The sequence below is a fragment of the Tenacibaculum finnmarkense genome, assembly GCF_900239185.1.
GTDB classification, from domain to species: domain Bacteria; phylum Bacteroidota; class Bacteroidia; order Flavobacteriales; family Flavobacteriaceae; genus Polaribacter; species Polaribacter finnmarkensis.
In genome coordinates, this window is sequence record NZ_OENA01000053.1 from 67624 (window position 1) to 91816 (window position 24193).

The 24193-nt window shown below is 31.8% G+C and carries 21 protein-coding genes; 13 read left to right on the top strand and 8 right to left on the bottom strand.

Going from position 1 to position 24193, the window contains the following annotated elements:
- Positions 1-14 precede the first annotated feature (14 nt).
- From AQ1689_RS06155 to AQ1689_RS06165, 3 genes are all read left to right on the top strand, one after another.
- Positions 15-794: a DUF4198 domain-containing protein gene (locus tag AQ1689_RS06155; protein ID WP_145993738.1), complete on the top strand. Its 780-nt coding sequence runs from the start codon at positions 15-17 to the stop codon at positions 792-794.
- A 187-nt stretch (positions 795-981) separates the two neighbouring features.
- Positions 982-1920: a S66 peptidase family protein gene (locus AQ1689_RS06160; RefSeq protein WP_232122514.1), complete on the top strand. Its 939-nt coding sequence runs from the start codon at positions 982-984 to the stop codon at positions 1918-1920.
- Positions 1920-2279 carry a YraN family protein gene (locus tag AQ1689_RS06165; RefSeq protein WP_101955525.1) on the top strand — a complete coding sequence of 120 codons (360 nt, stop codon included), beginning with the start codon at positions 1920-1922 and terminating at the stop codon, positions 2277-2279. The genes AQ1689_RS06160 and AQ1689_RS06165 overlap by 1 nt, the downstream gene beginning before the upstream one ends.
- A 67-nt stretch (positions 2280-2346) precedes the next feature.
- Here AQ1689_RS06165 and AQ1689_RS06170 read toward each other — a convergent pair whose 3' ends face one another.
- Both AQ1689_RS06170 and AQ1689_RS06175 read right to left on the bottom strand, forming a co-directional pair.
- Complete coding sequence (locus tag AQ1689_RS06170) at positions 2347-3729, bottom strand: TlpA disulfide reductase family protein (RefSeq protein ID WP_101955526.1); 1383 nt, start codon at positions 3727-3729, stop codon at positions 2347-2349.
- A gap of 145 nt (positions 3730-3874) precedes the next feature.
- A complete protein-coding gene (locus AQ1689_RS06175; protein ID WP_058885919.1) occupies positions 3875-4231 on the bottom strand; it encodes a hypothetical protein in 357 nt (118 codons plus the stop codon).
- 126 nt (positions 4232-4357) lie between these two features.
- On the opposite strand from AQ1689_RS06175, the gene AQ1689_RS06180 reads away from it, so the two are divergent.
- Entirely contained in the window at positions 4358-4843 is a 486-nt protein-coding gene (locus AQ1689_RS06180; protein ID WP_101955527.1) for a CvpA family protein, read from the top strand.
- A 15-nt stretch (positions 4844-4858) separates the two neighbouring features.
- On the opposite strand, the gene AQ1689_RS06185 is transcribed toward AQ1689_RS06180, so the two are convergent.
- Together AQ1689_RS06185 and dnaE are read right to left on the bottom strand one after the other, a co-directional pair.
- Positions 4859-5215 carry a hypothetical protein gene (locus tag AQ1689_RS06185; protein ID WP_101955528.1) on the bottom strand — a complete coding sequence of 119 codons (357 nt, stop codon included), beginning with the start codon at positions 5213-5215 and terminating at the stop codon, positions 4859-4861.
- Between the two features lie 3 nt (positions 5216-5218).
- Positions 5219-9592 carry a DNA polymerase III subunit alpha gene (dnaE, locus tag AQ1689_RS06190; protein ID WP_101955529.1) on the bottom strand — a complete coding sequence of 1458 codons (4374 nt, stop codon included), beginning with the start codon at positions 9590-9592 and terminating at the stop codon, positions 5219-5221.
- Positions 9593-9849: 257 nt separating this feature from the next.
- Between dnaE and AQ1689_RS06195 the strand changes: the two genes are divergently transcribed.
- The 4 genes from AQ1689_RS06195 (at position 9850) to AQ1689_RS06210 (ending at position 12451) form a co-directional block, all read left to right on the top strand.
- Positions 9850-10041 (top strand): cold-shock protein, encoded by a 192-nt coding sequence (locus AQ1689_RS06195; protein WP_101914667.1) that lies wholly within the window; start codon positions 9850-9852, stop codon positions 10039-10041.
- Positions 10042-10212: 171 nt separating this feature from the next.
- On the top strand, positions 10213-10722 hold the full coding sequence (locus tag AQ1689_RS06200; RefSeq protein WP_101955530.1) for a 30S ribosomal protein S16: 510 nt from the start codon (positions 10213-10215) through the stop codon (positions 10720-10722).
- A gap of 21 nt (positions 10723-10743) precedes the next feature.
- Positions 10744-11271, top strand: a complete 528-nt coding sequence (gene rimM / locus AQ1689_RS06205) for a ribosome maturation factor RimM (protein ID WP_101955683.1) — start codon at positions 10744-10746, stop codon at positions 11269-11271.
- A gap of 589 nt (positions 11272-11860) precedes the next feature.
- Positions 11861-12451: a PhnA domain-containing protein gene (locus AQ1689_RS06210; protein ID WP_058885913.1), complete on the top strand. Its 591-nt coding sequence runs from the start codon at positions 11861-11863 to the stop codon at positions 12449-12451.
- A 92-nt stretch (positions 12452-12543) separates the two neighbouring features.
- On the opposite strand, the gene AQ1689_RS06215 is transcribed toward AQ1689_RS06210, so the two are convergent.
- The gene (locus AQ1689_RS06215) at positions 12544-13593 is read right to left on the bottom strand and encodes a nucleoid-associated protein (protein WP_101914669.1); all 1050 of its coding nucleotides are present in this window, start codon (positions 13591-13593) and stop codon (positions 12544-12546) included.
- 45 nt (positions 13594-13638) lie between these two features.
- Positions 13639-14238 (bottom strand): ribonuclease HII, encoded by a 600-nt coding sequence (locus AQ1689_RS06220; protein ID WP_058885911.1) that lies wholly within the window; start codon positions 14236-14238, stop codon positions 13639-13641.
- A gap of 70 nt (positions 14239-14308) precedes the next feature.
- On the opposite strand from AQ1689_RS06220, the gene AQ1689_RS06225 reads away from it, so the two are divergent.
- Positions 14309-16273 (top strand): putative porin, encoded by a 1965-nt coding sequence (locus tag AQ1689_RS06225; RefSeq protein ID WP_101955531.1) that lies wholly within the window; start codon positions 14309-14311, stop codon positions 16271-16273.
- A 162-nt stretch (positions 16274-16435) separates the two neighbouring features.
- Entirely contained in the window at positions 16436-17941 is a 1506-nt protein-coding gene (gene nhaC / locus AQ1689_RS06230; protein ID WP_101955532.1) for a Na+/H+ antiporter NhaC, read from the top strand.
- Between the two features lie 84 nt (positions 17942-18025).
- Here the strand turns inward: nhaC and AQ1689_RS06235 are convergent, their stop codons facing one another.
- Positions 18026-18484 (bottom strand): Lrp/AsnC family transcriptional regulator, encoded by a 459-nt coding sequence (locus AQ1689_RS06235; RefSeq protein ID WP_058885908.1) that lies wholly within the window; start codon positions 18482-18484, stop codon positions 18026-18028.
- Positions 18485-18749: 265 nt separating this feature from the next.
- On the opposite strand from AQ1689_RS06235, the gene AQ1689_RS06240 reads away from it, so the two are divergent.
- The 3 genes from AQ1689_RS06240 to AQ1689_RS06250 all read left to right on the top strand — a co-directional run bounded on the left by AQ1689_RS06240 (position 18750) and on the right by AQ1689_RS06250 (position 23053).
- A complete protein-coding gene (locus AQ1689_RS06240) occupies positions 18750-19880 on the top strand; it encodes a DegT/DnrJ/EryC1/StrS family aminotransferase (RefSeq protein WP_101914672.1) in 1131 nt (376 codons plus the stop codon).
- A gap of 31 nt (positions 19881-19911) precedes the next feature.
- Positions 19912-20919: a UDP-glucose 4-epimerase GalE gene (gene galE, locus AQ1689_RS06245; protein ID WP_101955533.1), complete on the top strand. Its 1008-nt coding sequence runs from the start codon at positions 19912-19914 to the stop codon at positions 20917-20919.
- Between the two features lie 622 nt (positions 20920-21541).
- Positions 21542-23053: a choice-of-anchor I family protein gene (locus AQ1689_RS06250; RefSeq protein WP_101955534.1), complete on the top strand. Its 1512-nt coding sequence runs from the start codon at positions 21542-21544 to the stop codon at positions 23051-23053.
- A 109-nt stretch (positions 23054-23162) separates the two neighbouring features.
- Here AQ1689_RS06250 and fabD read toward each other — a convergent pair whose 3' ends face one another.
- On the bottom strand, positions 23163-24065 hold the full coding sequence (fabD, locus tag AQ1689_RS06255; RefSeq protein WP_101914675.1) for an ACP S-malonyltransferase: 903 nt from the start codon (positions 24063-24065) through the stop codon (positions 23163-23165).
- Positions 24066-24193: the final 128 nt, after the last annotated feature.

A 24193-nucleotide genomic window follows, 5' to 3' on the forward strand; every position in this document is an offset into this window, starting at 1 on the left:
AAAAAAAAAATATCATGAAAAAAATAAATTTTTTAATAATTTTGATAGTATTGCCAATATTCATGTCACACAGTGTTTGGATGCAAATAAAAAATAAAGGAAAAGTAGGCGATAAGGCTAAAGTGAACTTATACTTTGGTGAAATCAGAGAAAATGTTATAGAAAAAGGCTTAAAATGGTACGATGGTGAAATTTTTAAAGAATTTAAAGGCTATGTAAAACCGCCTAATTCTGATAAGAAAGAAGCATTGGTTTTAACGCCTTCTGAAGTATCGGTATCAGGAACTTTTACCCCAAAAACACCAGGAATTTATCAAATAGTAGCCTTTAATGAAACCGGTAGTATTAAAGATTATACCAAACATGGCTTGGGTTTATTAAAAGATGCCGCTTATTTACGTACCACTTTTGAAGCTACTTCATGGCGGGTAAAACAAGAAGGAACGCCTAATTTAAAGCCGATGATGAAATATGATATTGTTCCTTTTCCTGCTAAAAATGGCTACGGAAGTTACAACAGTCATAAAGCAACTTGGCGGGTAAAAGAAAAAGTATATGCACGGTTTTATATTGATGGGAAAATTGCTGCTGATAAAGAAATAAAAGTATATAGCCCCGATGGTTGGACATCTATTAAAAAAACAGATAAAAATGGAATGTTCTATTTTATACCTTATAAAAAAGGAACATATCAGGCTGTTTATCAATTAAAAAAGCAAGAAAATGGTGTTTATAAAGGTCAAAAATACAATACCACACGCATAAAAGTAATTAGTAATTTAAACATTGAATAATTTATGTAGTAAAAAAAAAGTTAAAAACTAGTTGCATACTATTCGTTTTATTATTTTGAGCGTAAATTAACTTAAAGCATCATTATTTATGAGATTTACGAAACAAAAAAAGCTTGTTTTTTCATTGTTATTATCGCTATTATTGTCAATATTGTTGTCAGAATCAATGAACGCTCAAAATAATTTTATGAAATTAAAAACGCCAGTATTTTTACAAAAAGGCGATACTATTGTAATTCTAGCGCCTGCAGGAATTTTAAAAAACAGAAAACATATTATTGATAAAGCCAAAAAACTTGCCCAAAGTTGGGGATTAAAAGTGGTGTATGGAAAACATATGTTTAATCAATCTGATCATTTTGCAGGAACCGATCAGCAGCGTTGTCAAGATTTTCAAGATGCTTTAGATAATAAGAATATTAAAGCTATTTGGTCGGCTCGTGGCGGGTATGGTTCTGTTCGAATTTTAGATAAATTAGATTTTTCGAAATTTAAAGAACATCCTAAATGGGTAATTGGTTATTCTGATATTACCGCTTTTCATAATCATATTCATAATTTAGGCGTAGAAACAATTCACGGAATTATGGGAACAAGCATGCAAGATAAACCCGAAGTGATTGCAAAAAGTATTGCATCGCTTAAAAAAGCACTGTTTGGGGAAAAATTATCATATCAAATTACAGCATCAAAATATAATAGAAATATTCCTGAAAAGGATACTATAAATACGGAGTTTTCAGGGGAATTAGTCGGCGGGAATATTGCTATTTTAGCATCAATGTTAGGCTCGGAAAGTCAACTATCAACAGAAAATAAAGTGTTATTTATTGAGGAAATAGGCGAGTATAAATATTCAATTGACAGAATGTTGCAAAGCTTAAAACGCGCCAATTATTTTACAAAAGTAAGCGGTGTTATTGTAGGTGATATGACTAAGGTTAAAAAAAATTCAACACCTTGGGGAAGTTCTATCGAGCAATTAATTTTAGAGGTAATTCCTAAAGAGATTCCTGTTGTGTTTAATTTTCCTGCTGGTCATGAGCCAGATAATCGTGCTTTGATTATGGGAAGAGATGTTACTGTAACTACTCAAAATAGAATAGTAAGCTTAAAATTCGAATAATGGCAGAGCATAACGAACTTGGCGAAAAAGGAGAGCAATTAGCTATTGACTATTTACAAAAAAACGGTTATAAAATCCTTGAAAAAAACTATCGATATAAAAAAGCGGAGGTAGATGTTATTGCTCAAAAAGACGGCTTTTTAGTAGTTGTTGAGGTAAAAACACGGTCGAGTACTTATTTTGGAAATCCAGAGAGTTTTGTGAATCCGAAGAAAATAAAATTATTGGTTTTTGCGATTAATAATTATGTGAATCAAAAAGATTTAGACCTCGAGGTACGCTTTGATATTATTGCTATTGTAAAAAATAAAGAACAGTATAATATACGGCACTTAACAGATGCTTTTTTACATTTTTAAAACAGCAAACCCAACAATTATATGTTGGGTTTGTTATTTTAATCAACGTATTTATAAAATAAATGTGTTATTCTGATTGTTTTGCGAAATACTTTTTAACATCTTCTAAGTCGTTTGGTATCGCAATTATTTTTTTGTCTTTATCTAAAACAAAATAAGAAGGCGTTCCTGTTAAATTGTATTTAACGATGGTTTCGTTGTCAAATTTATAGGTAGGATGCGTTCCCATAGCATTGTGCCAATAAGGTAGGTTTTTTTGAAATTCATTCCAATCTGTTGATTTGTAGTTTTCAACAGCAAATGATACAACCGATACTTCATTGTATTTTTGCATTTCGGTATGTAATTCAGGAATGTCTCTAGTACAGTGTGGGCAAGAGGTACTCCAAAAAATTAATAAATATTTTTCACCATCAGCTAAGGTTGATAATTTAAGTTCTTTACCTGCTTCTTCCCATGAAAAATCAGGTGCTATTCTACCAACGGTAGCATTTAAAAACTGTAAGGTTTCTTTTCTAAAGACAGGATCAATTTCTTCTTCTGGTAATTCGTCATAGTAGTTTTCAAACATCCAATCTACTATTGGACCGTTGCGTTTTTCAGCTAAAGAAGTAATTAAAAATACTGTTACTGATTTTTTTAATGGAACTCCAGAAAGTTCGCCCATTACCTTTGTAATCGATTCTTTTAATAATTTTTGTTGTAATTCTTTATTATCAGAATAATTTAAGTAAAAAACATAATCAGCAATACGATCTACTAAAAAAGAAGAGTTGTATAAGGCTTCATTATTAAAGTCAATATATTTGAAAAAATGATTAACTGTAGAAGAAAGATATTCGTCCATATTATCAATAGGACTAGACGGGTTATAACGTTGTGAGGCTTCAATAAAATTATGCACCAACATACCGTCTGATTTATTTTCATAAATATCTTGCATGTTTTCTAATTCTTTTACAGCAGTTTTATACGCTTTTTTAGTGTCTTTATTTCCATTTTTAATATAATCAACTTGATTTTCGTCAATTTTATTTTGGATTAAAGCATAAGATTGTAAATATTCGGTATATAGTTTATTTTCTCTAGATGCTGTAAAAACAACAGATTGCCCAGGGTATTTAGGATTGAATATAAATTCAATATTTTCTTTGTTGAAATAGAAATCTACAAACCCGGCACCTTTATTTCGGTAGGTAGCTCTGTATGCTCCAACAGGTGCATCTTCAGGCAGAGTAAATTCAAATTTACCTAAGGTTTGCTTTTCTCCACCAACAACAATGGTATTCGATTTTATAGTTGTATTGCTGATAAATTTAGGCTTAGCTCCTTGTAATTTATGCAGGTAAACCCAGTCACTTTTTTCAGGAGGCGTCATTGTTCCTTTAATTGTATATTGGGCGCTAACTATTGAAGTAGCAAGTATTAATAGCGACAGTAATTTTTTCATTAGTATATTTTATAAGAGTTGAATTAATATTTAAAACTAGTCATTTACGAACTTCTTTCCAAGAAGTGTACCACTTTTATTTTTTTATCATTTTATTAAAATAATAGTGCTATTTGTGCTTTTAAATAAACATTTAACAGTGTTTTTATTTAAAAAAGTCTACTAGTTCAAAATAATGAATAATAGCTTCCTTTATTAAAACAGCCTGTTCTCCTGGTTTTAAACTCGGTAATTCGGTGATGGTTTTATAGTGTGGCCAACCGTCAGGATCAAAGAAATCAAATTCATAATATCCGTAAGGTTCTAAAAGTTTACAAATAGCAATGTGCATTAAGTTTACCTTTTCATCTTTTTTAAACGGTCGTTGTCCTTGTCCAAGCTCTTGCACCCCAATTAAATAGATAACAGCATCGACATTTAAGGTATCACCATCGGCAAATTGTTCTGATAAATTTTTTATCAGAAAATCCCATTTTTCTTTTAAGTTAACTTCTTTTGACATCTGTGTTTTTTGAATAGACAAAGATACAACTGAGTTATGTATATTTGGTGTACAATTTAAAGGCATAACATTTTAATTGAGATGCTATTTTTTAAACGATATTTTATAACCCTTATTTTTATACTTATGAATATTTTTGATATTATAATAGCTGTTCTTTTAATTTTTGGTTTTGTACGAGGAATTCTCAAAGGATTATTTGTTGAGGTAGCCTCTTTGGTCGCTTTAATTGCAGGGGTTTATGGCGCGATGCATTTTTCTTATTTTATTTCAGATTGGTTAGCAAGCAGTGTTTCTTGGGATGAAAAATACATTTCTTTAACCGCTTTTGCAGGAACATTTATTGTTATTATTATCGTAATATCTTTATTAGGAAAAGTACTAACTAAAGTTGCTGATTTTGCTTCTTTAGGAATTTTAAATAAAATATTGGGCGGTGTTTTTGGTGCTTTAAAAATTGGATTAATACTAAGTGTCGCTTTTATTTTCTTCGGAAAAATGAACGATACCATTCCTTTTGTAACCAAAGAAAACTTAGCAGAATCTATTTTATACAGCCCTGTTAAAAAAATTGCCCCGATGATTTTTCCATCAATAATTAAAGAAGATTAAATAATAAAAATCTAATTAACGGGAATAATTGGCGCTAAACCAGACTTTTTTCCAAACTCTTTTTAAGATTAAAAAAACAACAGTTTCGGTATAGTTATCAATATTTGAAGTGTCAATTTTATAAAGCATATTTTCAGGAACATCAACAATATATAAAAGACTTTGAAAGGTTTTTGAATCGGTTAAAATTAAGTTTTTTAGGGTGTTATTTAGTGTTTTCGTTAAAGCATCAGGCGTAGTGTTTGCTGATATTTCAAAAGTAGAATTTGCCAAACTAAAATCTTTAGTAAGCTGTATAATCAGCTTACTATAAAGATTATTTTTAGTTATATTTACGAGCAAATCAGTACTATTGTTATAAGTTGGCAGCATTTTTTAATTCAATTTATAATTAATATGTTGATTGTCTAAAGTGTTTAAAAACTCGTTGGTTATTTTAACTTTCGTATTTCTACTAGGTACCTCTAATTTTATTTTTTCTTCTTCATCCCAAATAGTAAAGTGCAGGTTCTGAGAACCTTTATTGGTGGTACATAAATGCTGTAAATTTTTAATTCGGTTTTCAGTCACTTCTTTTAAAGGCATCCTTATGGTTACTTTTTTACAGAGTTTGTCCATAATATCGTGTAAAATAGAAAAATCAGTAAAGCTAATTCGTGGTTCTCCTTTTATGCCTTCTCTATTTGTCCAACCTGGTTTTACCATCGTCTTTACAAATAAAAATGAATTAATATCTAAAAAGTGTTTGAATTTTAAATATTCTTCTCCAAAAATTCTGAATTCATAATTTTCAGTATAATCTTCAATAAAAAATGTTGCCCATCCTTTTCCTGCTTTCGAAATTCGATGTTGTACATCAGTAACAATTCCACCAAAAGTCAATGCCATTCCTTCATATTTAGGCAAATCATTGTAGTAAGAAAGCTTGGCGTTACAAAACTTCATTTCATTTTTAAAATCATCTAGCGGATGCGCAGAAATATAAATACCAACGACTTCTTTTTCTCTTCCTAACAATTCCATAGTACCCCAAGTATCACAAAGTGGAATAATCGGTTCGGGCATTTCTTCCTCAGAACCACCTCCAAATAATGATACCTGTGCCGAATTTAAATTTTCTTGATGCTTATTTCCAAAACGTAATATTTTCTCTATAAATTTTTGATTTTTTTCATCTTCTACAAAATATTGCGCTCTGTGTGCAGTTCCAAAAGAATCGAAACCACCAGCTAAAATTAAACCTTCAAATGCTTTTTTATTTGCTACACGTAAATCTACCCGTTTTGCAACATCAAAAACAGAATTAAAAGTACCATTTTCTTCTCGTTCGTTAATAATTGCTTTTACCGCAAGCCCTCCAACACCTTTAATAGCTGCCATTCCGAAACGAATAGCACCTTCTTTATTTACTGAAAATTTAGAAAATGATTCATTTACATCGGGTCCTAAAACAGTAATTCCTGCACGTTTACATTCCTCCATAAAAAAGGAAACTGATTTAATATCATTCATATTATTTGAAAGCACTGCTGCCATATATTCGGCAGGATAATGGGCTTTTAAATAGGCTGTTTGATAGGCAATCCAAGCATAACACGTAGAGTGAGATTTGTTAAATGCATAGGATGCGAAGGCTTCCCAATCCGTCCAAATTTTTTCTAATTTTTTAGCATCATGCCCGTTTGCTATGGATTGTTTCACAAACTTAGGCTTCATTTTATCTAAGACTGCGATTTGTTTTTTACCCATTGCTTTACGCAAAACATCGGCTTCACCTTTTGTAAAATCGGCTAATTTTTGCGACAATAACATTACCTGTTCCTGATAAACCGTAATTCCGTAGGTTTCAGATAAATATTCTTCCATGGCTGGTAAATCATATTCAATTTCTTCATCTCCGTGTTTTCTTCGGATAAAAGAAGGAATATATTCCATCGGTCCTGGTCGATATAATGCATTCATGGCAATTAAATCTTCAAAAACAGTAGGCTTTAATGAGCGCATATGTTTTTGCATTCCTGGAGATTCATATTGAAAAATACCAACTGTTTCTCCTCTTTGGAAAAGTTCGTAGGTTTTTACATCATCTAAAGGAAAAGTTTCAGGATCTAAAAGTACATCGTGACGTGCTTTTACAATTTTAACGGTATCCTTAATTAAGGTTAGCGTTTTTAATCCCAAGAAATCCATTTTTAATAAACCGGCATCTTCTACAACCGAGTTATCAAACTGAGTTACGTACATATCAGAATCTTTTGCCAAGGCAACAGGTACGAATTTTGTAATATCGTCAGGCGTAATAATAACACCACAGGCATGGATTCCTGTATTTCGAACAGAACCTTCTAAAATCCGAGCTTTATTAATGGTTTCCGCCATTAAATCTGAACCGTTAGAAAGTCTTTTAAGTTCGTTTACCAATTCAATTTCTTCGGTTCTAAGTTTTTCGCTTAGTTGTTTATCATCCAAAGAAAATATTTTCTTTAGCTTCATTCCCGGAATTAACTTAGCAATTCTATCTGCTTCAAAAAGCGGTAAATCTAAAACACGAGCGGTATCTCTAATAGAAGATTTTGCCGCCATTGTTCCGTAAGTAATAATTTGTGCTACCTGATTTGCACCATATTTATTAATTACATAATCCATTACTCTACCACGCCCTTCGTCATCAAAATCAATATCAATATCGGGCATTGATACACGTTCAGGATTTAAGAAACGCTCAAAAAGTAAATCGTATTTAATTGGGTCAATATTTGTAATCCACAAACAATATGCAACTACCGAACCTGCTGCCGAACCACGCCCAGGACCAACGGCAACATCCATATTTCTTGCTTCTCGAATAAAATCTTCAACAATTAAAAAGTATCCTGGATATCCTGTTTTTTCAATTACTTCCAACTCAAAATCTAAACGTTCACGAATACTTTCTGTAATTTCTCCGTATCGTTTTTTTGCACCAACATAGGTTAAATGACGTAAAAAATTATTTTCACCACGTTTTCCTTTGTCTTCATTATCTTTTTCATCTTTAAATTCATCAGGAATATCAAAGGCAGGTAATAAAACGTCACGAGCTAGGGTGTAGGGCGTTATTTTATCAACAATTTCTTGAATATTTATAATTGCTTCAGGAAGATCTGCAAACAATTTTTTCATTTCTTCGGATGACTTAAAGTAATATTCATCGTTCGGTAAACCGTAGCGATATCCTCGTCCTCGTCCTTTTGGTGTTGCTTGTTTTTCGCCATCTTTTACACACAATAAAATATCATGCGCATTGGCATCTTTTTTATCTAAATAAAAAGTATTGTTAGAGGCAACAGTTTTTAGATTGTGTTTTTTCGAGAATTTTAAAAGTGTTTCGTTAACAACTCTTTCATCGTCTTGATTGTGACGCATTAATTCGATGTATAAATCATCGCCAAATTGTGTTTTCCACCAGAGTAATGCTTCTTCGGCTTGGGCTTCACCGACATTTAATATTTTACTAGGAACTTCACCATATATACTACCTGTAAGCACAATGATGTCTTCTTTATATTTTTCAACTACTTTTCTATCGATTCTGGGGATATAATAAAATCCATCAACAAAAGCGATAGAAGACATTTTTGCTAAATTGTGATATCCTTTTTTATTTTTAGCTAATAAAACAACTTGATAACCATTGTCTTTTTGGCTTTTATTCGTGTGATCGTTACAAATATTAAATTCACAACCAACAATAGGTTTTAAAGGTTTTTGAGTTGGTGTTTCTCCTTTTTCAATAGCTTCAATATTTGCTGTTTCTACGGACTTATTATGATTTAAAACTGCTTGTACAAAATGAAAAGCCGCCATCATATTACCAGTATCGGTCATTGCGACTGCCGACATGTTGTCTTTTGCAGCAGCTTTTACAATATTTCCTATTTGAATAGTTGATTGTAAAACAGAATATTGTGTATGATTGTGTAAGTGTGCAAAGGTGGCGTTTTCTAATTTTGCTAAACCTTCATTAGTACTGATGGTTTTTGTAACACCTTTTGCTTTTTCAATTCTTGCACGAATTTTTTCACTTTCTTTTTTAAGATTTAAGTGATTTAATCCTATTACTTGAATAGGAGTAGGGTTTGTGTTGTTGAAATTATCAAAGAAATCATCAGAAACATCTAATTGTTCTTTGGTAAATTGACGCAAACGAATCAATTCTAAAAAACATCTTGTTGTTGCTTCTACATCGGCAGTTGCGTTGTGAGCATCACCAAAACCAAAACCAAATAAATGTTTATGTAATTCTGTTAGCGTAGGCAATTTAAATTTACCGCCACGACCACCAGGAATTTGACACATTTTAGCGGTTTGCTCCGTACAAGTATCTAAAATAGGGAGGTCGTTTAAAATAGTGTCAACACCTAAACGATGAAACTCACAACCCATAATATTTAAATCAAAACCAACATTTTGACCTACTACAAATTTGGTTTTACTTAAAGCTTCGTTAAATAAAGCCAAACCTTCAGGAAGTTCAATTCCTTGTTCTTGGGCTAAATCAGTAGAAATACCATGAATTTGCTCCGCATCATAAGGAATATTAAATCCTTCAGGTTTGATAAGGAAATCATGATGTTCAATTAAATTTCCTAATTCATCATGCAATTGCCAGGCAATTTGGGTTGCTCTTGGCCAATTGTCAGTATCTGTAAAAGGTGCTTTCCAGTTTTTAGGTAATCCGGTAGTTTCAGTATCAAAAATTAAATACATCGAGAGTGGTGTGAGGTGTTTAGATAAAAGTAAAATGTAAAAATACAAAGAATTTGCGGTGTTTACCACACAAGTTATTAACCTGCTTTTACGATACAAACTATTTTACCAAAGGAGTTAAACCGATAACTAATTGATAACTAATTGATAATTAATTGTTATGTAGGTGTTATTTTTTTTTTTTTTGATAGAAAAATCAATTTATAGTAAATTATTAAAGGTATATTTGTTTCATATTTAATATAATATTTTTTACAATGAAAGAAGGAACAATTAAGTTCTTTAACGAATCTAAAGGTTTTGGATTTGTTACTGAGTCAGGATCAAACACAGAATATTTTGTACACGTATCAGGTTTAATCGATGAGGTTAGAGAAGGTGATACTGTAGAGTTTGATCTTAAAGAAGGAAAAAAAGGTTTAAACGCTGTTGATGTTAGAGTTTTATAATATTTAACCGTTACTTATTTTCTTAAGAGCTTGTTTTTCAGGCTCTTTTTTGTTGCAATAAAGTTAAATTTTTATTTTTTAGTAAAAAAATAATGATACCTTTGCAGCCGCTTATCACGAGATGATAAGATTTATTAATACTAAAGGTCGAGAACCTTAAAAATTAAAATTATGCCTGTAAAAATTAGATTACAAAGACACGGAAAGAAAGGAAAACCTTTTTACTGGGTAGTAGCTGCTGATTCAAGAGCTAAAAGAGATGGACGTTTCTTAGAAAAAATTGGAACTTATAACCCTAACACTAATCCTGCAACTACTGACTTAAACGTTGATGTAGCTGTATCATGGTTAGAAAAAGGAGCACAACCAACTGATACTGCTAGAACTATTTTATCTGATAAAGGAGTTTTATTAAAAAAGCATTTAGCTGGTGGAGTTAAAAAAGGTGCTTTAACACAAGAACAAGCAGATGCTAAATTTGCAGCTTGGTTAGAAGAAAAAACTGGTATCGTTGCTAGTAAAGTTGATGGTTTAGCAAAAGCTGATGCTGATGTTAAAGCGAAAGCTTTAGAAGCTGAAAAAGCAGTAAATGCTGCTCGTATCGCTGCAAACACTCCTGTTGTTGAGGTAGTTGCAGATACTGAAGAAGTTGTTGCTGAAAACGCAGATAGCGAAGAATAAAAAAACTGTACTATAATGATGATGCAAAAAGAAGATTGCTTTTATCTTGGCAAAATCGTTAAAAAACATAGTTTTAAGGGAGAGGTAGTAATCAAGTTAGATACTGATGAACCCGATCTTTACGAAAATTTGGAATCAGTTTTTGTCGATTTAGGCAATAATCTGGTTCCTTTTTTTATTGAAAAATCAACCTTAAGTAGAAGTACTATGTTTCGCGTAAAATTTGAAGATGTAGATACTGAAGCAGATGCAGATGCCATTATGCGAGCAGGAATTTATTTACCTTTAAATTTATTGCCAAAACTTTCAGGGAACAAGTTTTATTATCATGAGGTGATCGGTTTTACTATTGTTGATAAAAACTTTGGTGAAGTAGGTACTTTAGCTTACATAAATGATAAAGCTGCGCAACCGCTTTTTGAAATCGAAAATGGTGATAGAGAAATTTTTATTCCTATGATTGATGATTTTATTAAGAAAGTAGATAGAGTTAATAAAGTTATTGAAGTAGAAACTCCTAAAGGATTGATTGATATTTATTTTGAATAAAATAAAGTGATGTTTCTTTATTTATGAGTTTTTATAATATAGTTAAATAAGACCTATTTTTTAAATATAAAAACCTTGATGCTTACGTATCAAGGTTTTTGTTTTTTTCGGGGGATTTCTTACACTTGCAATATATCGGTATTATCAATATATAGAGTCCTAAATCATGCAAAATGGATGATTTGGAACAAATTTTTGGTTTATTATCAATTATTTGGCTTTAAAACCTACTTATAACACTTTATTAATTTGTTTTTGATAAAAATATAGCTTGAAATTTTATCAATATATTGATTATTAGCTTGTTGTTATTTTAGTAATAGTTGAATTATATTTTAATAAACGAGCTTTTTTTTGATAAACTACTGGTAATTTCTTCTGATGTACTACTATGAAATTAGCACAAATTCCTAGCCCCGATTGTAGCAATTGTTTGAGCTCTTTTTTGATTTTTCTTCAAAAAAAGCGAGTGCGAAAAGCGGGAAACAGCTTCAAATAATTTATCTGTAACCTATTTTAAATTCATTTTAGATTCATTTCTGATAAAATAATAATGTACTTTTACAGTCCATAATTTATAGTAAAAAAAATGAGTTTATTACAAGAGTTAGAAGATAGAAGTGCAAAGCAATGCGAACTGTGTGCTTCAAAAGATAATTTATCAATTTACGAGGTAAAACCAATGCCAATTGGTGGTGTTGACGGAAGCTTATTGGCTTGTGATACTTGTGTTGACCAAATTGATAATCCTGAAAATACCGTAGCAAGCCATTGGCGTTGTTTAAATGACAGCATGTGGAGCGAATTTAGAGCCGTAAAGGTGGTTGCTTGGAGAATGTTGTCAAGATTGCGTAACGAAGGTTGGCCGCAAGATTTACTAGATATGTTGTATTTAGAAGATGCTGATTTACGTTTTGCTAAAGAAAGTGGCGATCATTTAGAGGAAAGTGAAAAAATTATTCACAGAGATGCAAACGGTGCTATTTTACAAGCGGGTGATTCTGTTGTTTTAATTAAAGATTTAAAAGTAAAGGGCTCTAGCATGGTGGCTAAACAAGGAACTGCGGTTCGTAGAATTTCTTTAGATCATGAAAACGCTAATTTTATTGAAGGAAAAGTTGGTCCTACGCAGATTGTAATTATTACCGATTATGTAAAGAAAATGGCTGAAAAAGAGTAGTTTTTATTCTTTTTTAAGGTGTTTTACTTTTTAAAATATAAAAAAAGCTGAAGTTTTAAAACTTCAGCTTTTTTGTTTATATAACTATTTTTTTACTTTTCAGTATTGTAAAAAACCTTGTAATATTTCATTTTTTTGTCTTCATCGTAGCCTTGTTCTAAATAATCAGAAGAAGCATCGGGCGCATCAATATCAATTTTAATTTGGATGTTGGTGTCTAACTTAATTTCGGTTTTAAACTTGCTTTTTTCTTTCTTTAAAACAACGTCTGAAACTTCAAAATTATTACGGATTAAAACGTCGTTCAGCTTTTCAAAATGTTTTTTGTAGTCTTCAAACATTCCTTGATGTTTTTCATCTTCAAAAACTTCTTCTTTAAATCCGTGGTAATCTACATTTTCATTTTCTTTGAAATAATCAACCGTGCTTGCTAAGAAATTACTTTGTTCTTTTTTACCAAATTCAGGCTTTATAATCTCTTCAGAAAAATCTTTACACATCTCTAAATAATTTTGAGTATGTAAATTTCTATCATCTGCAAATTTTGCGTTTAAGAAATGCTTAATCCAATATTGGGCATCGTAATTATTATTATCAACAGATAAAATAACCGTTCCTTCGGCATCGGTAGAATTTACAATTAAACAACCTTTGTCTAGTTTTTTGGTTGAAATTCCTTTTTGAACTACGACATCAAAACTTTCATCATCTAAATAGGTTTGTAAAAAATCAACCTTACTTTCAATTTTAAAAATTCCAACGGCATTGGTTAAAATATCTTTATATTCAATGTTTTCAAAGTAAACTACTAGCACATCGCCTGTTTTTATATTTGCCGAATTTGATTGCTCATATAAGTGGTTGACGATGTTTTTTGAATGCTCAATAAAAGTAGCATTGTCATCAAAAATATCAGAAGTGTATTTGTTAATTTCGTTTAAACGAACGTCTGCATGATGGTTAAAACGGTAACTTTGGGTTACTGTTCCAAAGTTTTTTAATAAAAAAGGCATTAATAATTCATAGCTTTCTTCATCAAAACGAACTAAACTTTCTGAGAATTCATTTTTCCCACTATTATATTTATTCGCTACTTTATGAATAATACATTTGCTAATTTCTGCGCGTGTTCTTTTAATCATTTTCTTAAGTTATTGTAAGTTATTTGGATGACAAAAATAGAAAAACTAAAGGGTTAATTTTAGTTGTTCGGGTAGTAATTTAAAAGTCTTGCGATGATAAGGGGTAATCCCAAACTCACGAATCGCATTTCGATGTTCTTTTGTTGGGTAGCCTTTGTTTTTTTTCCACTTATACTGCGGATATTCTTTATCGATTTTTTCCATATAATCGTCTCGATAGGTTTTTGCCAAAATAGAGGCGGCGGCAATACTCATAAATTTGGCATCGCCTTTTACAATGGTTTGGTGCGGAATATCTTTATAAGGTTTAAATTTATTTCCATCGACAATTATAAATTCGGGTTGTGGCGAAAGCTTGGCAATAGCGCGTTGCATTGCTGTTATTGATGCTTGTAAAACATTAATTTGATCAACTTCTTGATGGCTTACAAATGCCACGGCATACGCTAGGGCATGTTTTTCAATATATGGGCGTAATTCTTGGCGTTTTTTTTCTGAAAGTTGTTTGGAATCGTTTAATAATTCATGTTTAAAGTTTTCAGGTAAAATAACAGCAGCAGCTACTACAGGGCCGCTTAAGCAGCCTCTACCAGCTTCGTCTGTTCCTGTTTCTAATGTGTATTGACTATAATTTAATTTCAGCATGCTACAAATTAACAGTTTTCAAAGAAATTATTCACATTTTTTGTCGTTTAATTATTTTACTTTTGTGCTTATGAAGAGAATTTTTATAGTGTTTTTTTGTTTACTAAGTGTTCAGTTGTTTTATGCTCAAATAAGGCAGTTAGATGGTGGGGTGGCTAATTTTAATGGCGGTGGTTTGAATCAAAACTTAGATTCAATTTCTGATACTGAAATTAACGTAAAACTTAGTGGAAAAACCAAATATACCGATTATAAAATTATATCATTTAAAAACGATACCACCATTGTTGACACCACTTTAACCATTCAAAAACATTATAAATTCAATTTTTTAAGAAAAGATAATTTTGAGTTATTAGGTTTTCATAATCAGGGGCAAACGTTTACCAATTTAGGCTATAATTTTACCGATATTTCATCATTTCCTGACATTGGTTTTCGTGCCAAACAATTTAATTTTTTTGAAAAGGAAGATGTAAATTATTACCACGTACCAACGCCCACTACACAGGCAATGTACAAAACAGGTTTGCAACAAGGGCAGGTGTTAGATATTTTATTTACAAGTAATTTTTCAAAGCGATTTAACGTAGGGGTTGCCTACAAAGGGCTTCGGTCGTTAGGCGCTTACAGGCGTTCGTTGGTGAGTTCGGGTAATTTTAGGGTTAGTTTTAGGTATGAAAGCCCAAAACAGCAGTATGCGATGCGAGGTCATGCGGTAAATCAAGATATTTTAAACCAAGAAAATGGCGGTTTAACAGACGATTCATTAACTGCTTTTTTTAATGATGATCCTAATTTTAGTAAAGATAGAGGTAGGTTAGATACCAAATTAATCGATGCTCAAAATAAGCTAGATGCAAAACGCTTGTATTTTGAACATACCTTTAAATTACTAGCCTCTAAAGATAGTTTGCATCAAAAAGATTTTTCAAATTTAAAAATAGGACATTCATTTACTAGAAGTTCAAAACATTATACTTTTAATCAAATTACAGCAACGCCCCTTGTTTTTGGAAAAACAATTTTAGCAAATAATATTAACGATAAAACCTCTTATTTACGTTATAATAATTCGGTTTTTTTAGATTTTAATTCAAAATATATTTTAGGGAAATTCAGCGTAAAAACAGGCTATACAACCTATAAATATGGCTACGATAATTTGCAAAATAATGTGGTAGGCATCACTAAAAATAAATTAAAAGGAAAAGCGGTTTCTTTTGGCGCAAGTTGGAACGGAAAAATTAAAAACTTTCATGTAAACGCCCTTGCAAATATAACACCAGGCAATGCTAGGCTTTCAGGAAACAACTTAAAAGCCGAAGCTTTTTACAAAAAAGACAGTATTATTACTTTAAAAGCGCATTTAGAAATTAGCAATAAACGCCCAAATTTTAATTTTTTACTACATCAAAGTACTTATAACGATTATAATTGGGAGCATAATTTTGAATTGGTAGGGACTAGAAATTTAGGAGGTGTTTTATCTTCAAAATGGATAAACGGTTCTTTAGATATTACCAATATTGACAACTACACCTATTTTGATCAAAATAATTTGCCAAAACAATTTGCAGGAAGTGTTAATTATTTAAAAGCAAAAGTTTCCAAAGAATTTACCCTAGGTAAATTTGCTTTAGACAACACACTGATGTATCAAAAAGTTGCCAGCGGAAATCAAGTTTTTAGAGTGCCCGAATTGGTAACACGAAACACCTTTTATTATTCAGATAGTTGGTTTAAAGGAAAACCATTATTTGTGCAAATAGGCGCAACCTTTAAATACTTTTCTAAGTATAAAATGAATGCTTATAATCCGTTATTGGCTGAATTTACCTTGCAAAATGATACCGAAATAGGCTATCCAACAGTTGATTTATTTTTCAATGCAAGAGTGCGCCGAACTCGTATTTATTTTAAGGCAGACAACATCAGTTCTTTTGTGTTAGATAAAAATTATTTATCGGCACCAAATACCCCATATCGAGATTTTACCATTCGTTTTGGTGTGGTTTGGAATTGGTTTATTTAATAAAATAACGTTTTTTAAAAGTGATTTTATCTGATAATTTTCTAGTAAAATTAATCAATTTAAGCAAATTAGTGTAATTTAACTACTAATTATGTTACAAACTGATTCTATTTGCGTACTTCTTAGTAATATCGTAACATTACATATCTAAAAAAACTATAAATGCAAGACGGTAAAAACATCACTGAAATTAAAACAGGCGACCAAAAAATTATTGAAAATAAAGAGTTAAATATCTGGGAAGCTTTAATTCCCGTGTTTGCTTTAATAGCAATGTTGGCGTATAATGTTTTTATTTATGGAGATGATGCTTTGGGCGGAAGTAATCAATTTATTTTATTATTAGGAGGTGCTGTAGCCGCAATTGTAGGTTTTAAGAACCAGGTTTCTTATAAAAGAATGATGGAAGAAGTCGCCGAAAACATCAAATCAACCGCAGGAGCTATTTTAATTTTGCTGATGGTAGGTTCGTTAGCAGGAACTTGGCTAATTAGTGGGATAATTCCTTCGATGATTTACTACGGATTACAAATTTTAAACCCCACCATATTTTTAGTAGCATGTTTAATAATTAGTGCTGTAATATCAATAGCCACAGGAAGTTCATGGACAACATCGGCAACCGTTGGTATCGCATTAATTGGTATCGGTGATGCCTTAGGGATTTCATTAGGAATGACCGCAGGAGCTGTTTTATCGGGTGCTTATTTTGGTGATAAAATGTCGCCAATGTCCGACACCACAAATTTAGCGCCCGCAATGGCAGGAACCGATTTGTTTACCCATATCCGCTACATGACCTATACTACCATTCCTACTTTTATGGTAACAATGATCTTTTTTATTATTTTAGGATTTACTCAAACAGCTACAGGCGAAGCTGACACACAAGGAATGCTTGCTGATATTGACAAAGCGTTTAATATTACACCTTGGTTATTTTTAGTACCGGTATTTGTAATTGTTTTAATAACCAAAAAAACACCACCTTTAATTGCTTTATTAGGAGGAACACTTTTAGGCGGAGTTTTTGCTTTAATATTTCAACCAGATGTAGTGGCACAAATTGCAGGGGTAAAAAGTTTAGATTTTAAATCGGCATATAAAGGTGTGATGCAGGCAATTACCGTAGAAACTTCAGTAGCTACCGATAACGAGGTTTTAAAAGATTTATTTACCGCAGGCGGGATGAAAAAAATGCTAGGAACGGTTTGGTTAATTTTATTAGCGATGGTTTTCGGTGGTATTATGGATGCCATTGGCGCATTGGCAAGAATAAGTAGTTTTATGCTTGGTTTATTTGATTCTGTTTTTGGATTATTTGCCAGTACAGTTGCAACTTGTATCGGTTTAAATTTTACAGCTTCGGATCAATATTTAGCCATTGTAGTACCAGGGAAAATGTATGCAAAAGCCTACCGAGATAAAGGACTAGCACCTGAAAATTTAAGTAGAACTTTAGAAGATTCAGGAACAGTAACCTCGGTTTTAATACCTTGGAATACTTGTGGAGCATATCATTCAGGTGTGTTAGGCGTACCAGTAGTTGATTACGCTTTCTTTGCCATGTTTAACTGGTTAAGCCCATTTATGACCTTATTATTTGCAGCCTTCAGAATAAAAATTAGAGAACTTGCAAAGCCATCAAAAGATGGTGTTAAAAAATAACATAAATCATCAAAAATAGTTAGATAAACACCAAAGCCTTACTTTAAATAGTGAGGCTTTTTTTAGCGATATCAACAAAAAATATTACAAAACAATAGTGTTTGAATTTTTAACCTGCCCAATAGTAAAAGTACTGTGAGTACTACCAATATGCTTTAAAGCAGTTAATTTGTGTACCATAAATTCACGATATTCATCCATATCTTTCACATAAATTTTAAGAATATAATCATAATCGCCACTTACATGAAAACACTCGGTTACTTCCTGTAATTTATTAATTTCTCGTTCAAAAACTAGAATATATTCCTTGGTGTGTTTCTCTAATTTTATATGACAAAAAACTAAAAAATCCTTTTCAATTTTATTTTTATTTAGCAGGGCAACATACTGGGTTATTACGCCTTCTCTTTCTAGTTTTTTAATTCGTTCATAAACCGCGGTTACCGATAAACCTAAATGCAAAGACAGCTGTTTGGTGGTTTGTTTGCTATCTTTTTGGAGTAATACTAAAAGTTTTTTATCAATTGTATCTAATTTCATTTGAAAATTTTTGTAGTTTAAAACATAAAGAAATAAAGAAGTTTCAAAATTAAATAAAATTAGCTTTAAACTTACAGATAACTTTCAAGACTTCTATTATTTTAAAGTAATTAAGCAGTGTAACCTCTTAAAAGGATGCTTCTTAAAAAAAGTTTTCAACAGGAGTATAAAAACGAACTTCCTTTGCTTAATTTATGAGTTAATTTGATGAAAGATAACAGAAATTTAATTCGTATTTTTGAAGCTCAACAAATTCATTTTCCTGATGAAAAAAATTCAAATGGTTGACCTACAAGGTCAATATGCAAAAATAAAACCACAAGTAACCAAAGCTTTTGAAAACGTTTTAGACACCGCCTATTATATTGGAGGTCCTGAAGTTAAAGGATTTGCTTCTGATTTAGAAAAATACTTAAACGTAAAACATGTAATTCCATGTGCCAACGGAACCGATGCTTTACAAATAGCGATGATGGGCTTAGGTTTAGAGCAAGGAGATGAGGTAATTACTGCCGATTTCACCTTTGCTGCAACTGTTGAGGTTATTGCTTTATTAAAATTGACACCTGTTTTAGTGGATGTTGATGCAGCTACTTTTAACATGGATATTGCGGCTTTAAAAAAGGCAATTACGCCAAAAACAAAAGCCATTGTACCTGTTCATTTATTTGGGCAATGTGCCAATATGGAAGCGGTAATGCAAGTTGCCAAAGAACACAATTTATTTGTTATTGAAGACAACGCCCAAGCAATTGGTGCCGATTACACCTTTACCGACGGAACAAAGAAGAAAGCGGGAACTATCGGAAACGTAGGAACAACCTCATTTTTTCCTTCTAAAAACTTAGGATGTTATGGCGATGGTGGTGCTATTTTCACCAATGATGACGACTTAGCACATACTATTAGAGGAATTGTAAACCACGGAATGTACACCCGTTATTACCACGATGTTGTAGGTGTAAATTCTCGTTTAGACAGTTTGCAAGCCGCTGTTTTAGAAATAAAACTTCCTTTATTAGACGGTTTTTGTGATGCTCGTAGAAAAGCAGCTACTTACTATTCGAATGCTTTTGCTAGCAATCCGAATATTATAACGCCAAAAATCAGCGATTTTTCAACACATGTTTTTCATCAGTATACTTTAAAAATTACCAACGGAAAACGCAACGAATTGCACCAGCATTTATTAGATAATAATATTCCAAATGCTATTTATTACCCAGTGCCATTACACGCTCAAAAAGCTTACAAAGACGAACGCTATAATGAGGCTGATTTTAAAGTTACAAATCAATTAATTGAACAAGTAATTTCATTGCCAATGCACACTGAATTAGATCAAGAGCAGTTGGTATTTATCACCAAAACTATTTTAGAATTTGTAGGAGAATAAAGCTGTAAATTAAATTATCAATAAAAAAATCATGAAAAAGATATTAGTAACTGGCGGATTAGGTTTTATAGGATCACACACCGTTGTAGAATTACAAAACAAAGGTTTTGAAGTAGTTATTATTGATGATTTATCAAACTCTAAAATAACTGTTCTAGATAAAATTACTGAAATAACAGGCGTAAAACCCGATTTTCATCAATTAGATTTACGTATTAAACAAAACGTTACTAATTTTTTCAACAATAATACTGTTGATGGAATTATTCATTTTGCAGCCTTTAAAGCTGTTGGTGAAAGCGTTGAAAATCCGTTAGATTATTACGAAAATAACATCGGGAGTTTAGTGTATTTATTGCAAGAAATTAGAAACAGAAAACTAGATAATTTCATTTTTAGTTCATCTTGTACCGTTTACGGGCAAGCCGATGAATTGCCAATTACCGAAAATGCACCTACAAAACCTGCTGAATCTCCTTATGGAAACACCAAGCAAATTGGTGAAGAAATTATAAAGGATAGCTGTAAGGCTTATAATATAAATGCCATTGCACTGCGTTATTTTAATCCGACAGGCGCGCACGACAGTCTTAAAATTGGCGAATTACCTTTAGGTGTTCCTCAAAATTTAATTCCGTATGTAACACAAACAGCCGCAGGGATTAGAAAAGAATTAGCTGTTTTTGGCGATGATTACAATACACCTGACGGAACAGCAATTCGTGATTATATTCACGTAGTCGATTTAGCAAAAGCACATATTTCGGCGTTAAATCGTTTATTAGAAAAGAAAAATAAAACTAATTTTGAGTTTTTTAATGTAGGTACAGGAACAGGAAGTTCTGTTTTAGAAGTGATTAATACTTTTGAAAAAGTTACTCATAAAAAACTAAATTATAAAATTGTGGCGAAACGAGCAGGTGATATTACCGCCGCTTATGCCGACACTACAATAGCCAATAAAGAACTGAATTGGAAAACTGAAAAAACCTTAGAAGACGCGTTATTATCTTCTTGGAAATGGCAAGAAAAACAGTAATATAATTTATTTTTTTACAACAATTAAAAACAGGATTCAATATTTTTTATTGAGTTCTGTTTTTTTTATTAGAAGCTATTTCCCGCTTTCCGCACTCGCTTTTTTTTGAAGAAAAATCAAAAAAAGAGCTCAAACAAAGCTTCAATCGGGGCTAGGCATTTGTACACTATTTTAAATTTTTAGAGTCGGTTCGAGTGATTTTTTCCTTCAAAAAAGTGCTATTGAGAACTTTTTTATCATCAAAATAAATGAAGATAAAAGAATTCAAATTCTCGATACAATTTTAATTCCTTTTAGTCATTAAAATCACTCGAATTGACAAGAATTGACAAGAATCATCAAAAAAAAAGAGAATAACGACGGCAAATCAGGATGCGAACCTGAAATAAATTCAGGTTGACGGATGCGATTCCTTATTTTTCTGTCATATTTTTTTTTCAAATCAAATTTAAAGCAGCTTTTAGGTTAACACACTAAAAACAACTACTAACATAAATCGTTCATTTTAAACATATTTTAGGTAAAACAAGGCAGTGTTTTAATTATTCCTTATCTTTTTACTAACATTAACATCAAAGAAATAGCTCAGTTTTGTAGCAACAAAAATTAACAAAAACATCTAATGAAAACATTTCAAAAAATTATTTTAAGCACTTTAAGTGTTTTAGCAATCGGTTGTCAAAATGAAGACGAACCTGTAAAAAAAATAATAAATACAAACGTAAATTTTAGGTATAAAACAAGTATCAAAATTGGTGGTGAAGGCGCTTCAGAAATTTCGGCATTCGATAAGATATCGAAAAAATTATTTACGGTTAATGTGGAATCTCAAGAAATTTCTATAAATGATATTTCTGATTTAAATAATCCTAAAAAAGAAAAAATAAATTTAACTGCTTACGGTTCGCCAAACAGTGTTGCCGTTCTTGATGGAAAATTAGCCGTTGCCGTAGAAGCAACAATCAAACAAAATACAGGGAAAATTTTACTATACAATACTGCCGATAATAAACTAATAAGTCAATTTACTGTAGGCGCATTGCCCGATATGGTGGCATTTTCACCTGATGGAAAAACAATTGTTTCTGCTAACGAAGGCGAGCCAAACGATGATTATACAATCGACCCAAAAGGAACTATAAGTATTATTAATATTGAAAGTAAAGAGGTTGCTACTTTAAATTTTGATGCTTTTAATTCAGATGAAAGTGCGTTAGAAAAAAATGGATTTCGAGTTTTTGGACCAAATGCTTCTTTATCGCAAGATGTAGAACCTGAATATGTTGCTATTTCTGATGATTCTAAAACTGCTTGGATTTCTTTACAAGAAAACAACGGAATTGCAAAAGTAAACATAGCTACAAAAACAATTGAAGCAATTTATCCTTTAGGTTTTAAAGACTACAACCTTGCTAAGAACAGCATTGATGCTAGTGATAAAGACGATAAAAAAGAATTAAAAAATTGGCCAGTAAAAGGAATGTATCAGCCAGATGCTATTAAATATGCAAATATTGGCGGCGTTGATTATATTTTTTCTGCAAACGAAGGAGATTCTAGAGATTATAAAGGTTTTAGCGAAGAAGTTCGAATGGATGAATTAACCTTAGATGAAACTGTTTTCGATGCTTCATTAAATTATTTAGACAAAGCAAATTTAGGAAGATTAAAAACGACCACCACTTTAGGTGATACTAATAATGATGGAAAAGTAGAAATTTTATACAGTTATGGAGCTCGTTCATTTAGTGTATGGTCGGGCGATAATGGCTCGCTTTTATACGACAGCGCAAACAGTATTGCTACCCAAACTTTAAAAGCTACACAAAGCCGTTTTAATGACGATGACAAAAGAAGCGATGACAAAGGAGCAGAGCCTGAAAGTGTTGAAATTTTAAATATCGGTAATGAGCGTTATATTTTATTTGTTGGTTTAGAAAGAAACGATCAAGTTATGGTCTATGATATAACCAACCCAACGGCTCCTGTATTTTTAGATATTTTATCTCATACTGCTGACCAAGGTCCTGAAGGTTTATTGGCAATATCAGCAGCAGATAGCCCAACAGGAAAAGCCTTATTAGTGGTTTCTAATGAAGATAGCGGAACGGTTACTTTTTACGAAAACAACTAATATTTATTTTCTTTAAATAGTAATAAACATAGCATTAAACACAAAACAAAACCTCCAGCTAAGTGAATAGTTGGAGGTTTTTTATTGAATAATTAGGTATAAAATAATCTTAAATTTCAGTTGACTCTACAGGTAAAACAGCTGCGCTTGCGGCAACGCTTCTATCTATTTTACGCATTAATCCTTGTAACACTTTACCAGGACCAACTTCAATAAACTCAGTTCCTCCATCGGCAACCATTGCTTGAATACACTGTGTCCATTTTACAGGAGCAGTTAATTGGGCTATTAAATTTTCTTTAATTTCGTCTGAATTAGTAACCGCTTTTGCTACTACATTCTGATATACAGGGCAAGTCGGTTGGCTAAAAGTTGTTTCTTGAATTGCTTTTGCTAATTCCTCACGAGCAGGTTCCATCATTGGTGAATGAAATGCTCCTCCAACAGGTAACATAATAGCTCTTTTTGCACCTTTTTCTGTTAATACTTCACAGGCTTTTTCAACGGCCGTTACCTCTCCTGAAATTACTAATTGCCCAGGGCAGTTATAATTTGCCGCCACTACAATACCATCAATTTCGGCACAAATATCTTCAACAATTTTATCATCTAAACCTAAAACAGCCGCCATGGTCGATGGCTTTATTTCGCAGGCTTTTTGCATTGCCAAAGCTCTTTTTGAAACTAAAGTTAAGCCATCTTTAAACGATAAAACACCGTTTGCTACCAATGCTGATAATTCTCCTAAGGAGTGTCCTGCAACCATTTCTGGTTTAAAATTATCGCCTAAAACCTTTGCTAAAATTACCGAATGTAAAAAAATAGCTGGCTGGGTAACTTTGGTTTGTTTTAAAGCTTCTGCCGTTCCTTCAAACATTACATCTGTAATACTAAAACCTAGTATATCGTTTGCGCTTTCAAATAGCTCTTGGGCTAAAGGATATTTTTCATATAAATCTAATCCCATTCCTGTAAATTGTGCTCCTTGACCTGGAAAAATATATGCTTTCATCTGTTTATTTATTGTTTGTTATGCTATGCAAACATACACATTTTTAAAATTTATCGTTAATGAGTTAATGTATTAAGTTCGGTTTTATAAAATGATGCACAAATGCCTAGCCCCGATTGTAGCAATTG

What these genes read in the sequence shown, in the direction of transcription:
- AQ1689_RS06250 (WP_101955534.1), top strand. Translation starts at nt 21,542, where the DNA reads ATGAAAACATTTCAAAAAATTATTTTAAGCACTTTAAGTGTTTTAGCA.
- fabD (WP_101914675.1), bottom strand. Translation starts at nt 24,065, where the DNA reads ATGAAAGCATATATTTTTCCAGGTCAAGGAGCACAATTTACAGGAATG.
- AQ1689_RS06215 (WP_101914669.1), bottom strand. Translation starts at nt 13,593, where the DNA reads ATGATTAAAAGAACACGCGCAGAAATTAGCAAATGTATTATTCATAAA.
- AQ1689_RS06220 (WP_058885911.1), bottom strand. Translation starts at nt 14,238, where the DNA reads ATGCTGAAATTAAATTATAGTCAATACACATTAGAAACAGGAACAGAC.
- galE (WP_101955533.1), top strand. Translation starts at nt 19,912, where the DNA reads ATGAAAAAGATATTAGTAACTGGCGGATTAGGTTTTATAGGATCACAC.
- AQ1689_RS06210 (WP_058885913.1), top strand. Translation starts at nt 11,861, where the DNA reads ATGAGTTTATTACAAGAGTTAGAAGATAGAAGTGCAAAGCAATGCGAA.
- AQ1689_RS06195 (WP_101914667.1), top strand. Translation starts at nt 9,850, where the DNA reads ATGAAAGAAGGAACAATTAAGTTCTTTAACGAATCTAAAGGTTTTGGA.
- AQ1689_RS06175 (WP_058885919.1), bottom strand. Translation starts at nt 4,231, where the DNA reads ATGTCAAAAGAAGTTAACTTAAAAGAAAAATGGGATTTTCTGATAAAA.
- AQ1689_RS06160 (WP_232122514.1), top strand. Translation starts at nt 982, where the DNA reads ATGAAATTAAAAACGCCAGTATTTTTACAAAAAGGCGATACTATTGTA.
- nhaC (WP_101955532.1), top strand. Translation starts at nt 16,436, where the DNA reads ATGCAAGACGGTAAAAACATCACTGAAATTAAAACAGGCGACCAAAAA.
- AQ1689_RS06200 (WP_101955530.1), top strand. Translation starts at nt 10,213, where the DNA reads ATGCCTGTAAAAATTAGATTACAAAGACACGGAAAGAAAGGAAAACCT.
- AQ1689_RS06240 (WP_101914672.1), top strand. Translation starts at nt 18,750, where the DNA reads ATGAAAAAAATTCAAATGGTTGACCTACAAGGTCAATATGCAAAAATA.
- dnaE (WP_101955529.1), bottom strand. Translation starts at nt 9,592, where the DNA reads ATGTATTTAATTTTTGATACTGAAACTACCGGATTACCTAAAAACTGG.
- AQ1689_RS06225 (WP_101955531.1), top strand. Translation starts at nt 14,309, where the DNA reads ATGAAGAGAATTTTTATAGTGTTTTTTTGTTTACTAAGTGTTCAGTTG.
- AQ1689_RS06165 (WP_101955525.1), top strand. Translation starts at nt 1,920, where the DNA reads ATGGCAGAGCATAACGAACTTGGCGAAAAAGGAGAGCAATTAGCTATT.
- AQ1689_RS06185 (WP_101955528.1), bottom strand. Translation starts at nt 5,215, where the DNA reads ATGCTGCCAACTTATAACAATAGTACTGATTTGCTCGTAAATATAACT.
- AQ1689_RS06155 (WP_145993738.1), top strand. Translation starts at nt 15, where the DNA reads ATGAAAAAAATAAATTTTTTAATAATTTTGATAGTATTGCCAATATTC.
- AQ1689_RS06180 (WP_101955527.1), top strand. Translation starts at nt 4,358, where the DNA reads ATGAATATTTTTGATATTATAATAGCTGTTCTTTTAATTTTTGGTTTT.
- AQ1689_RS06170 (WP_101955526.1), bottom strand. Translation starts at nt 3,729, where the DNA reads ATGAAAAAATTACTGTCGCTATTAATACTTGCTACTTCAATAGTTAGC.
- AQ1689_RS06235 (WP_058885908.1), bottom strand. Translation starts at nt 18,484, where the DNA reads ATGAAATTAGATACAATTGATAAAAAACTTTTAGTATTACTCCAAAAA.
- rimM (WP_101955683.1), top strand. Translation starts at nt 10,744, where the DNA reads ATGCAAAAAGAAGATTGCTTTTATCTTGGCAAAATCGTTAAAAAACAT.